This is a genomic window from Flavobacterium lindanitolerans, assembly GCF_002846575.1.
Lineage (GTDB): Bacteria > Bacteroidota > Bacteroidia > Flavobacteriales > Flavobacteriaceae > Flavobacterium > Flavobacterium lindanitolerans.
In genome coordinates, this window is record NZ_PJND01000007.1 from 1,563,279 (window position 1) to 1,576,729 (window position 13,451).

The 13,451-nt window shown below is 38.3% G+C and carries 6 protein-coding genes; 2 read left to right on the forward strand and 4 right to left on the reverse strand.

What is annotated here, in order from left to right; genetic code table 11:
• Positions 1–696 precede the first annotated feature (696 nt).
• Both B0G92_RS06750 and B0G92_RS06755 read left to right on the forward strand, forming a co-directional pair.
• Positions 697–1,413, forward strand: coding sequence for an SDR family NAD(P)-dependent oxidoreductase (locus B0G92_RS06750; protein WP_101471532.1), 717 nt, complete (start codon positions 697–699; stop codon positions 1,411–1,413).
• A 17-nt stretch (positions 1,414–1,430) separates the two neighbouring features.
• On the forward strand, positions 1,431–2,126 hold the full coding sequence (locus tag B0G92_RS06755; protein ID WP_101471533.1) for a DUF1826 domain-containing protein: 696 nt from the start codon (positions 1,431–1,433) through the stop codon (positions 2,124–2,126).
• 55 nt (positions 2,127–2,181) lie between these two features.
• Here the strand turns inward: B0G92_RS06755 and B0G92_RS06760 are convergent, their stop codons facing one another.
• The 4 genes from B0G92_RS06760 to B0G92_RS06775 all read right to left on the reverse strand — a co-directional run bounded on the left by B0G92_RS06760 (position 2,182) and on the right by B0G92_RS06775 (position 13,416).
• Positions 2,182–2,559 (reverse strand): nuclear transport factor 2 family protein, encoded by a 378-nt coding sequence (locus B0G92_RS06760; protein WP_101471534.1) that lies wholly within the window; start codon positions 2,557–2,559, stop codon positions 2,182–2,184.
• A gap of 1,339 nt (positions 2,560–3,898) precedes the next feature.
• Positions 3,899–9,544 carry a P-loop domain-containing protein gene (locus B0G92_RS06765; RefSeq protein ID WP_101471535.1) on the reverse strand — a complete coding sequence of 1,882 codons (5,646 nt, stop codon included), beginning with the start codon at positions 9,542–9,544 and terminating at the stop codon, positions 3,899–3,901.
• A 199-nt stretch (positions 9,545–9,743) separates the two neighbouring features.
• Positions 9,744–9,953 carry a hypothetical protein gene (locus tag B0G92_RS06770; RefSeq protein ID WP_143395000.1) on the reverse strand — a complete coding sequence of 70 codons (210 nt, stop codon included), beginning with the start codon at positions 9,951–9,953 and terminating at the stop codon, positions 9,744–9,746.
• Positions 9,954–10,104: 151 nt separating this feature from the next.
• Entirely contained in the window at positions 10,105–13,416 is a 3,312-nt protein-coding gene (locus tag B0G92_RS06775) for a protein NO VEIN domain-containing protein (protein ID WP_101471537.1), read from the reverse strand.
• Positions 13,417–13,451: the final 35 nt, after the last annotated feature.

Sequence of the window (13,451 nt, forward strand, 5' to 3'; positions counted from 1 at the left end):
ATACGCTACCGCGGAACCGCAGGACTGGGTTTCCGGTTAAGGGTTACACGCTTAAAATTTTTAGATAAGGCAAGACTATTGAATTTCGAAACCTATTTCGATTGGATGTAGGATGAAATCATATTGTATGCTTTTGAACGGATGTAATCCGTCAAAACAGTTTGCTTGCAAGAATGGGAGTAATTCTTATCTATAACTGATAAAAGGTAATAAGGCGCCGTTTATTTGTTTCCATTTTTGAGGTTCCGGACATCCCTGTTGTGAGGAAGACTTTGATAAAATCTAAATCATTTTGGCCTGTAAGTGTTTTCATATGTGCTTATTTTCAGGGTGTAAATATATAGAGAATTTAATTACATGACCTAGCGGTTTAATCTTTTTAACAGTAAGTTAACCGGTATTTTTAAAATAATTAACTTTAAAAGTAAGTATTTTAAGGTATAAACGTTAATGTTTATAATATAATAAAATATGATGCTTTTCAATTTTATGGTATTGCAATTGTTCATGATTTTGTTGTTTTATATCCAAAACTATTTCTTTTGAAAAGAAGTTAAACGTTGCTAAATCACATAAAAGAATACCTGTCAAAACGAGATTTTTGAATCTGCAAATTGATAATGGATTGTATCTTTATTCCTGTTTATCCTTTTACGTATATTTGGCATAAAAGCAAAATAAGCCTTTGCCATTTTTATGAAAAAAGCAATTATCATTGGTGCCACATCCGGAATTGGAAAAGAACTGGCCAAAATTCTTTCAAATAACGGATATAAGGTAGGCCTAACGGGTAGGAGAAAGCAACTACTTGAAGATATCCAGACTGGAAATCCACAAGCTTTTGAAATCTTACAGTTAGACATTACAGAAATCGACACGCTTTCAAATAAACTCGATGAATTGGTTTATAAATTAGGAGGTATGGATTTGCTGGTTATAAGTTCCGGAACAGGAGACCTTAATCCTATACTTGACTTCGATATAGAAAAAAAGACTATTGATACTAACGTTACCGGATTTACCTTTGTTGCAGACTGGACTTATCAATACTTTGAAAAACAGCAATCCGGACATTTAGTAGGTATTACATCGCTTGCGGGCTTACGGGGCAATCGTATTGCACCCTCATATAATGCCAGCAAATCCTATCAGATTAATTACCTGGAAGGATTACGGCAAAAGGCTGGAAAAGCAAAACTTGACATGACCGTAACCGATATTCGTCCCGGTTTTGTTGCTACCGATATGGCTAAGGGTGATGGGCAGTTTTGGGTAGCAACTCCCAAAAAAGCGGCAAAGCAAATCTATGCTGCAATTCGTAATAAAAAACGAACAGCCTACATAACAAAAAGATGGAGTTTGATTGCTTTACTCTTAAAAATTTTGCCAAAACGGATGTATGAAAAAATGTAAACAGGCTTTATTAAAATATGAGTAACAGATTTTTTGATAACAAACAGGTTGGAGTAGTTGCTACATTTGCTGAATTGATGAATACCGATTTTCAGGGAAATACCAATGCACTATGCTGGCACAGAAATTTAGACGGAGATTTTAAAGAAATTGTGTTTAAGTTGCAATTAAAGCAAAATATTACCGAAGTTTCCGTAGATGATCTTTTAACATTACAATTATCAGAAAAGGGGAGTGTAGCCAGAGAAATTATCTTAAACGATCTGCAATTATTAACCGATTTCGGAGCGTCGCCTTCTCTTAATTTGTTGAAACGCTATGAACGGGATGAGGAGTTCGATTTTATTTCAACCGATGTCTATTCCTGGCATGTAGACCGTTCGCCTGTGGGTACAGATACTTTTTTATGTACTTATTATGGAGCTGCAAGTGATATTATAACAAATGATGAGGTCCTACAAAAAATCCTGATTCCGGAAGTTCGTGAAAAGCTGAAAGAGTTACACGACGGACCGGAATCAGAATTTGAAGATTTTTTAAAAGAGAATTATTTTGATCTGCATTATCAGGCTAAACCAAATGCTGAACCTGTTAATTTAGGATTGGGACATCTTTGGAGATTGGCAGTTGATCATCCGGAGCAAAAGGTTTTGCCTTGTGTGCATAGGGCTCCTGTGGAAAAAGGGGAGTATAGGCTGTTATTGATTTGTTAGGGGTTGTCCAAATAAAAAGCCCCAAGGAAAGTCAGAACTTTATTTCTAGTTACCTCTATACCGCCACACAACTTCCCGCAATAACTTTTAATTGACCGTCAAACATTTTCCAAACCCGCAGATAACGAAAATTCCCTTCAAAGTTTTGCTCCAGCATTTTTCCTTTAAGCTTTGATGATAACGTAACCACAACGTTTTGGTCGATTTGCTTTATAGAGTCTATGGATGAAGTGATTTCTTCTAAAACCAGGTTTCCGGATTTGTGGGTTTCCAAATCGGTTTTCTTGGTAATGACTTCACCGCTTGGAAGAACAAAAAGCAAATCGTCGTGAAGCAATTGTTCCAGAATTTCGACATCGCTTTTCTTCATCGCTTCGCGAAGTTGATTTTCAATTTCCAATATTTTTTGTTCGGTAAGAAGAGGTGAGCTCATAAGTTAATTTTTTACGAATCTAAATATACAAAAAAATTAGCTTCACTTAGCTCGTTCCTTGCTTGCGGCTCTGCGTCTTTGCGAGGAACTATTTCACGCAAAGGCGCAGAGTCGCAAAGTTTATAAATAATAGGAGTATTGATTTTGACTGTCTGATTTTGCCTTCTTCAATCAGTGGAATTATTATAATCTGTGGCTTAAAACAAAAAATTGCAATTCATTTGAGTTCTTTCAAAATCAATTTTTCTTTAGGCTGTGTCCAAAAACAAAAAAGCCCCGACTTTCGTCAGAGCTTTTATTACTTTGTCGTCCTGTCGGGACAATTTTCGAACCATTTTTTAGAAGATCTAAGGAAATTGGTGTCAGTAGACGAGGATTATTTCAGTTTTTAAAATTTTTTTTTTGAATAAAGTATAAATCTTCCAATGCTATCTAAAAAAATAGCTTCATTAATTTGCCATATATTAAATTTGTCTTTAAAGATGATTCAACATCCAAAATCTACTTTTTTGAACTCTTGGAAGGCTTCAGACTTGGGGTATTCTCGGGAGTGCTTTTGTTATCCCGTTGCCTACGATCCGGCTTTCCTGTAGAATCTGCAATTCTTTTGGGCCTGGTTTTAATGCCATAATTCACCTCCTTTATTTAAGTTACTACATAATACCGAATTTAATAAAATATAAGATTTTAAACAAGCATTTTATTAAAATACATATACTAGAGTGAGTTGTCCCATCAATAAAGAATTTATTTCCTATATGTTTTCCATTAATAAAGAAAGGTACAATATATACTCCATATCTCGCTAATAATTTCCTTCGTTATAGCCTATTTAAGTATTTGCCAAATTAAATTAGTCACACGATAGTCTTACTTTGCAACTTAAAAGGTAAGGCTATAGTGTTACATATTTTTTTATCTATTTTTTCATCGATGGACTTTTAATTGAGCTTAAAGCCTTGCCTCTCTGCTTCTATGGCAAGCCCAAGTATTTTGCTATTTTAAAAATAATGGTCTCCAATTTGGCATAATATAAAAACCGCAGAAAATTTTCTGGGTGTTTATAGAAAGTAAGCTCAATTTTCTTTTCGAGCGGATACCCCTACAACCATACCAGATTAAAATAGTCTAGAAAAAATACATTCAATCTTTTCGAATAAGCTTCGCCACCGTCTGTCTGCTGTTCAGGAAAATCCTGCCGATTATCGCTGTGTTAAAAACGTTCAATGCGGATTTCAGCAGTTCATTAATTGAATTTCAGTTCAGCCAAGTTATCCAATTTGCCGGAAATGAATTCTGTTTTCTCAGCGCTATGGGATTGCTCTCTTTAATTTCCATCTTAAAAAAAATCTCCTTCTTCACTTTTAGAAACATAAATTGGTTGCGCAGGGAAATAAGTCTTGATCTTTTGAAAGTAATCCTTCCTGAGTATTAAGTCGGTTCCTGTAAGCTTTGGAATTTCATCCCGGAGGTTATTGTGATATCCGTCTCCTGTGTAGTCGCAGCTCCAGGTGCGCATTTTTAGCACAATTTCACCCTCATGGTTTTTTGCTACTAAGCCTTGCTGCGTCCGCACTGTACGCAAACCAAGCTGCGTAACCAGGCTGGGATTCAACCACAATATCTTGAAATTCTCGATCGGGTCGTCCTGCAGTATAGAAAATATAATGTTTTCATCAATTTCAAAATCAATGTTTCGCCTCCACCAAAGTTGAAATGGAAATGGAGAGTATCTGGAATAAGGCAGCCGGTTTTTTTTAGGCGCAGATGAAAAAACAACGGCTCCGTAGGATTTATAGGCTTCAAGTTTGAAGATAGCACCTTCATGCAGTTCATTCTCCTGGTGCGCAATCCGGATCCAATCGGGTTGTTCGTCTATCAACGAGTGAGTTGAAGTTACTTCCATTTCCTGAGGCCGTTTCAAGTCAGTAGGCCGCAAACCAAATGCATTGCCATGCGTGGCCATTGCATCGATTGCAAGCATCAACCCATAAGTTAAGCCCTCCTCAGAATCCATTTCTGACCAATCTCTCAGTTCATCGTAATGATCTTCATTGAGTATTCTTTGCTGGTGTTCTGCGAAGTAAATATGCGGAACCATTCTTTTATGCGCACGGTTTGCATACGCTTCAAAAATATCTTCGTAGCTGGTAGCATAGGTTTCGCTGAACTTGCTAAAAGCCTGTTCCAGGTCCACTCCGAAGTCCTCGTAGATCCTGAACCTACGGTTCATATTGAAAAGATAGTTGTAATGACCTTCTGAAATAGATGGATAAGAAAAACTAGGGTTAAGACTGATCTGACTGACCTTTAAACCATATAATTTTGCGATGATCAAATCGGTGTGAAAATACCTAGACGGAAAGCCTTTTTTGAGCTGTTCTTCAAAATGCTTATGAAAGTTACGGTCTTTGTCTTTCTCGGCCATGATGAACTGAAGGATGATGGATTCCGTTGATTTTTCAAACAGTTTCCTGTTCTCGAAGAACCATTGAAATGGTTTGATCAGCTTTTCAGGTTGCCTTTCCAGAAACATTTCCAGAGCAGCGGTTGTCAACCGATATCTTTCAATGGTGTTTGCACGGTAACGGCAGATCAGTATTGACAGCAATATTTCTTCATCATTCATTTCCAATGGGTTGCCCGCTTCCTGTTGCCAGTCAATCTGGTCCTGGGATGGCAGGCGATAAGAGGTCATGGTCATCAAATTTTGCCACATCATTTCGATAGTGTTATTGTCGTAGCCAAGATCCACAAGGAGTTTAATCAGATTAGCTGAAAATTCACTGCTGAAACCTATTTCCAAATAGGCCGGAAGTAGTTCGAAAAGATGCGTAAATGCCATTTCGGGGTTGAGCGCATGTGCTTTGACAAACGCTTCCTGATTAACAAACTTCTGGAACCAACCCCCGCGGTCATTGAGGAACCTGCAGACCCAGTAATAGCACTCGATGTCATTGCCGGTAGCAAATACATCATCTAGGCTGAGCTTGCCGGAATACCTGTTGTTGTTTTTGTTGACAATAGTTGAAACCAGTTCTTTCAAAGAATCTGTCAGTTCCAGAAATCCATCCAGTACATAGCCCAGTGAATTGAGGTCGCCGGATTGAAGTTTGTCTGATTCAAAATAGGCAAGCAATTCGGTTTCACTCATGTTAGAAAACTCGGCCCTTTCTACCAGATGATCATACCAATGTTGCTGTTGGCCTGTAGAATAGTTTCGATCATTTTTGTATTTAACCTGTCCAAAGGACTTTCCCAGGGTCTGGTTGTACTCGCTGACCAGGACGTCACTCCGGTGCCTGTTGTTTCTGGGTCTCATGGCAGGAATGATCCTGGCAGCTAATTTTTCCGCAAGGGCAGGATTATAGGGCAGTAATTTATGATAAAGGTTCAGACAGTATTGTATGAAATCACTTCCGTCACGTACTGGGAAACTCAATGCGAGCCAGGCTTCCAGTTCAGGATTTACCGATCCGTCAAGTTTTACCAGCAGATCTACCAGTGAACCTTCCGCCCGCCAATCGTATCTTAAAGCAACCAATTGATGCAGCAGATATACCATAGATTGGGACAGGTCAATTTCGAGGAAACTTTTAAACCAGAGTTCAGGAAAGTACGCGGTTTCCTTGCCGTCGGTATGGTCAACGGCTGAATCGACCATCATTCTGCTCAACCGGAGCGTTTCGTTGATATTTACAGGTGATACTCTAGCATAAGCCTTTACTCCTTCTATCACATCGACCAGCGTCATATCCTTTCTCATGGTATAGGCGAGCGCAAATTGGATAGCCTTTTGGAAATAGCCCAAAGCTCTATCTTTATCCTTGGATAAGGCGGCGATAGATGCCAGTCGAAGGTTGTATTCAGCAATGTCACCATGCAGGTGATATTCTTCCTTTTGTTCAGTGATGCTTTCAAAAACCTGGTTGATGTAGGCTATATTTTCTGGGCAGGCATATTCAGAAAGCATCCCGAACAGCTTGTCGGTTGTCAATGGTCCGGTATTGGTCCTTTGAATACTGGTGGCAACATTGTTGCTGACTTCAACCAATGTGTCGATCGTTTCTTTCCACTGCTGCGAAGTCTTCAGGAAATTCAGCCCCTGATGAATTGAGTTCAGGATGATGCCGTGGATGGAGTACAGATCGCAGGTTCTAGGCTTACCACGAAATGGTTCAGTATCGTATGCCAGGTAATCAAATGCCGATTTGACATCAGCATAGGCAGAGTCCGAATTGACCCTCATGATCTTTATTGTATAAATCAACCAGTTATAAAACCAATTTTTGCCTTTGAAAAGCTTTACTAAAACCTCATGCAGCTCATCATCATTACTGTGGAGACGACTGACCTCTATGAATTTTATGATGATATCCTCTTCTTTATGGAACACATTGTCGAAACTGATGATTTCTCCAGCTAGCCTGATGATCTCATCACGGTCAACTGCGACAGAAGGAGCTTCCTGATAATCGATGATTTTGGCAATCGCTGGAAATTCCGATTGCAGTTCTTTGATCTGGCTTTGATTTTTAAACAGCTTGAATTCCTCCCTAAATGTTTCACTCAGCTCACCTTCCCCAATTTTCAGCAATTTTTTCGCAATTTTGGCAATCCGCTTTCGTTCATCCAGTACAAGCATCCCCCTCAAAAAATATTTGAACTGTTCCTGTTTAACTGGCTTTCCGGGCTTGAAAAAATCCATATACACGCTCCAGGGAGCTGCCGAGCCATTTTGATCACATATATAACAGGCCTGCAAGCCTTTATAAAGGCTCATGGTTGGCAATCCGTCAAAAAGCAGGTATTCACTGACAGTGCCATAGCCAAATATTTTGCCCAGGGTCTCGGCGTAGAGTGAGAACATTTCGTCAAAATCCTCCGCGCAGCTGTGTATTACTTTGTTGATCTCATTGAGCAGGATGATGTTCTTGAAATCCTTGCTCCGGCAAGCAGAGTCAACGAAGTATTTATAATTCCTTTCGATCAGTTCCCAGGAATAGCCGTTGATTATACTATCGGTTACAAAGGTGTGGTTAAGCAATGCGAGGGTTTCTGTATAATTGTCCCCTTCAAACAAAAACTGTAGAAAATACCGGTAGCTTTTGCGGTAGGTAAAGAAGTCCTTGGTTTGGAACCACTCTTGAATGGGTTTGAAAATCTTTTTTTCTACCGGGATGTTGCGTGACCTGAGATGCTCAAGAATAAACCTTCTGAAACTTTCATGGTAGATCCTGTAACCACTTTTAGTCAGGTTCAGGGTTAGGACTGGTGACAGGATCTTTAGAGATTCATCAACATAATCACCTGCGAGGGTAATCTCCTGCAGTTCGGTTTTTGTTAAACTAAAGCTGACTCCGGAAAGCACCTGAGGCACTTCCTCCCTGGTGTTTAGCTGACTGAGCAGATACTGGTAATACTGGCTGAGGTTAAATGAATAGTCTGGTAGCAGCCGAAGTTCGGCTAGGGTTGGATTTTTGCGCTTTTCTATGTCATCCAGAAGGTACTTCAGGTAAAGCGGGTTGCCATTGCTCTTTTCCAGTAAAAACCGGGATAGCTTTAGGTCCTTCGTTAAAAGCAGGTTGTTGATATCCCGGTTTTTGAGGAGTCTTTTGATATCGGTTTCTTTCCAGTCGGGCAAACTGACAATCTCGAATTCATTAATCAGTCTGAGTTGATCAATATATTGCGAGGTTACTACAATTTTTACATTTGGAGAGGCTTTTAGCTTGGCGATATTTTCAATGATCGCAATGTCCTGCTTGCTGATATTTGAATAGTTCCGATAGGTCGCAATCCGCTCAATATGATCAAGGCCGTCAATGAAAACGTAGGTTGGTTCATCAATATGGAGCAGCAACCTATTCAGTTCGTTCAGATTGCTGGCGAATTTTTGTTCTTTAATTTCTTTCAGTCTCGGAAATGTTTCAATAAGTTCAGCAATCAGGTTTCCATAAAATACATTGACTTTGATCCTTTCCTGTTGATAAGAGTCGTCAAGTTTGGTATAGCAGTAATGCCGGACAACCTTAGCCCCATGCTTACGGAGAATTTTGGTCAGGTTTTCTACGAACCATGATTTTCCGCTTCCGGGTTCACCGACCAGGATTACTTTGCTTTTTCTCTGAGTATCCTTAACAAACTCATTCAGTTTGGTCTTCCTCAGGACATTTTCATGTTCCACGATGGGGAAGTTTTGCGCTATTGATCCATAATCTGTGACCAGATTGAGTTCATGGAATAAATTGCCGGAGCTGATGTTTTGCCCCCTGCTTCGGGATCTTTTGATAATCGCAAGCAGCGTCAGGACGAATGTTTCCACCCTCCAGTGATCGTTGGGAAATATTCCAACACCCAAATTTCTGGCTTGGTTAAGTACTAAAACTTCCAGCTCTCCGGGCTGATCTAAATTGAGGCTCAGTTTGGGCATCTCTACTTCGATCATCATGGCCTTACAGAATTGCAGAAAGTTGTCACGATTTATATTCTGGGATTCCGCTTTGAAGCGTCTCCATGAACTTAGCGGCTCAGCATTTTCGGGCCATATCCTTGCTCCGTCAATCTCGTAAACCGTAGTCTTATGATTGCTGAATGTTCCGATCCCACTTTTTTCATTCAATATCTCCAGTAATGTGTCTTGGGGCGGTAGCCAGGACAAGCAGATGCGAAATTCTGTATTTTCCTTCTGCGGATTGTTTTGCCAGGCCTTATATAAAGTGTCTATGGAAAGCTGGTAGGCCGTTTCACTGGACAGATCATTTTTGCAAAGGCGGTGATTGCTGTCAGCGTTACTGTATTTGATCTGTTTTTTAAATTTTTTGTCCTGCCGGATTATCGTCAGGTCATCAATTTTATCGTCGGCGAACTCTTTTCTGTCAATGAAGAACTCACTGACGTTTTCATTCAATATTTCCTGGAGAATAAAATAGCAGGTCAGCAGATCCTGGTATTCATATCCTTCGTGTGCATTTGAAAGTGCCATATTTATTTGATTACGTTAAGTAAATTAATTTCAAATCTTATTTCTTTATTATCCTATTATCGAACGATCCTACCACCATTCTAAATCTAGTTCGGATAGGCCCTGACTAACGTTTTAAATCCATGGGGAAGGCTAAAAAGACTTTCTCTCTGAAGTGATAAGGCGGCCTGGATTCTAGCTGAAGTTCCTAGTGGTACTTCTAAGCAGCGAGTATGATTTCCATACAGGCTTTTTCAGCTACAGCTTTTTGTTCAGCATTTTTTGTCTGTGAAACAGTCATTTTTCTGCAATGTAATAGGCCATCCATCTGCCCAGGGTATCCCGGCGGAGTACCTTGATCAATACTATCCTGCCACTCATCAAAGCTTTCATCTTTGGGTCTGAATTTAATTTCAGGTACCTCGTCCATCCAATCGGATATCCAGTACCCATCCTCTCGGATGGTAACCTGGTCTGCCAGCATTCCTTCCCAAGAATTATATTCTCATTCCAAAAGGGGGCTGGACCTGAGCAGGCGTAAAGCAGCGATCATCACCGCGTGCTTATTATACTGGACGTGCTCATAATTCCTGTGGTTTTTCAAGTTTCATAAAATATAGTTCAGGGTCTTTTTCGTTCACATTGAATACTCTGGCTAAATAATAGGCTTCATTATCATTGGTTTCAAAAACAAATTTCCACTCCCTTGTACTTATCGGCATAGCAATGTGATCAGCATTGGATATATCGGTTATGGTAGCCTTTACCTGTATGTATATGGTATTACCATTGCTTAACTTGGCTTTCAGGTCATACTTACCACCAGTGTCAACGATGTAATGCTTTTCTCCTTCAAAATCAATTATGGAATTATTATTTTCAGTTTTCGAAAGGTTTACCCAATCTACTTCAAAATTCTTTTTCTTTAGCTCTTTATAAACAAATGCTTCACCCTTCCAGCCATTTTCGAAGTTTCTTCTTGTCTGTTCCTCATCAGGTTCATAGCTCAATTCGGGATTCCAGCCTTTGCTTAATTCTTCAAGTTCCAGTAAGCGCTCTATCTTTTCAGAAGTTAATTCAGGATGATCTTTCAAGATTGACAGAGCAGATTCAAGATTTATATCTTTGGATATAATTGCAAGCTCTTTAATTGTTTCTGCTTTAGCTCCCGATTTTACTATGTCAGCAAAATCAGCACTCATGCCACTTTTTAATATTTCATCAAATTGATTTCTTTCTTCTAAGCCATAAGTGTTTAATACAATGCCTGATCTTTTGCGATTGAAACTTTTAAATAACTCATCCATACGTGTAATCGTTTCCTTATGCGCAGAAATCCATTTGTCCAATTCTCTGATTGGTTGTTTAACGCTGTCATTATTTTGCTCTTTTATAACAACATCATCAAGCTGGCTGCAAATCCACTTGAGATCACGATTGTCATTCAATTTTATAGACACACCATTATGTAATAAATTTCCCCTGCATTCCACACCAAAATCTTTAAGAATGTTCTTTAACTCAACAGGTATGTTATCATCATTAAAGATTTCGCTATTAAATTTGCATAACTCATTTAACTGGTTTGGAATAATTGCATATTTGGATAATAAATGATATTGATTATTTTCAAATGCGATGGAAAATTGAATAAGATCATTAAGAAAGACATCAAGAGGATACATTTGGTCCTTTTCAGCTTCTGAGTATTCATCTTTCACCTCTGGATAGTTTACGTTGAAAAGATGCTGAGAGAGACCATTTAAGTCGACAAGCTCTGAAACTTTTTTGAGAATCGTTTTAATTGCCCAAAGTTGACACGGTTTATAATCAAAATCATCTAAACCTGTGACTTCTTCCAACTTATCATTCACCTTATCAGGAAAGATACGTGCTGCAAACCTATGAAGCGTTTCAAAATCAGCTTCTGAGTCAGTAAAAGAATAGCCAATAAGTTCGAATAATCCTTCATTCAATTGTATTTCTTCTTCCTCTTTAAGCTTTCCTGAAAACGACTTCTCTATTTTGTCTTTAATTCTGTCTGAAGCATGTTTTATTGTCAACTTACTTTCTCGCTCGAATATGGTCATCTCATTCCTTACCAATTTCTCATACCAATTATCTCCGGTAGTTCTCAGTACATTTTTAATTTGAAATGGAACATTTATATCCCTACTCAAATCTTTCTTTTCCCTAAAGATTGATTCGGGTGTTTGATCAGGAAAAACTTTTAATGGGTTTTCTTTTCTATCCAATAACTCTTTGTTTTCATCTTCTGCAAACTGGATAATTTTATTTAATGCGCTAAAGGCCTCTTCATTGGTAGAAAAGTATTTCTTGCTGAATTCAGTAAAATTACCCTCATCCTGAATAAGTAATAAAAGCTTTTCAAGAGTAAAATCAAAGTCTGCGCCTAACCAGCTTTCTGTATTAGCCTCTATAATATTCTTCCATATCTCTACATCATCTTTCCGTGGAATTTTATCACCTATAAGATATTGACACAATGCCCAAAATTCATCCAGCTTATCACTACTGTATATGGGGAACTTTGCATCTTTAGGTTTAATACGTGTAGTGCTGTGTTCCGTTGCTACAATATCGGCATCTAAAATTTCTTTCCTTATCTCCTGTTGTATGTTTTGTTGATACCAAATCTTATCAACATCAATAGGTAAATCGGATTTAGCCAAATAATGAATATTTTCCCATTTCTTTTCACTCGCAAAAGAAAGGAGCTGTTTATAGAGTCCAATAGATTTCTCAAATATTGCTCTATTTAAATGAACTTTCTTATCATATTGAAAACTCCCTGATAGATTAAGAGACACGCTACTTCGTGTATCATCTGCTGGATTAAAAAGAGAGCTATTAATGATTACGGGAAATGGAAATGTTTCAGAGCCAACCAATGGAAATGAAATGAATTTACGTGGTGTTGCTTCATTAGGAAAAAGTATCTTGTATTTGCTTTCTCCAATATTTTCAACTGGTATAGAAATCGTTAAGGCACCATGCTTTTCAGAAACCTTTGCTATTTCGATAAGAGCTTTATCATTTTCGGTTTCCTTTTCAATTCTTACAATGGAAACGCTATCAAATGTTAAGGGTTTTAATTTAGTATATGTAGTTACCTTTCCATATTCTATTACTTTAACACTATTGATCTTTTCAACAAATGAAAGCGTAAAGGGAATTGACTTATGAAGGTCTGCAATTCCAATTTCTGCTGTTTTCTTTCCTTCGGCATCATATTCATAAACAAACTTGGTGTAACATTTACTACCTTCTTTATAATCACTAATATTGTTTTCTGTATCGTTTGATTGTTCCAGTTCTGTAAATGAAGCAAAGGATTTCTTTACCTTCTCTTTCATCTGATCTGGAGTTTCTGCTTCCCGATCTAGAGAAATAAAAAAGGATTTTATTCTATCACTTGTTGTATAAATACTCTCAAGAGAAATCTTTTTACTTAACAAATAAGTGGTCATGAAACCTGTGCCGAACCGACCTGAAGTGTTAAGGAACTTTTTTGCATCGTCATTATTAATACCTTCTTCACTAAATAAGCGATCAAAAAAGGTCTGTTTTTCATCATCAGTATAACTTGGGGCTTTAGTAGAACGCTGGCTGAGTATTGCCAGCAAATTACTATGTTGAAAGGGGCTTCCATTATGTGAAAACTCAACGGCTGAGTCTGTTAAGTTTATCTCAATTTGCCCATCATCAGTGATTACATCTTTGGCATTTTGCAATAACTCCCAAACCCACCTTCTTGCACTTTGAGGATCCCCTGATAATTCAATGTTGATGTTATTGTAAAGTTTCTGTCCAATACTTTCCAGCCCTTCCTGGGCTAAAAGCTCTTGAGTACGCATTTGGTTTTCAGGCATATTTGATGATTTTGTTTCTAAATAATATTTTCAAT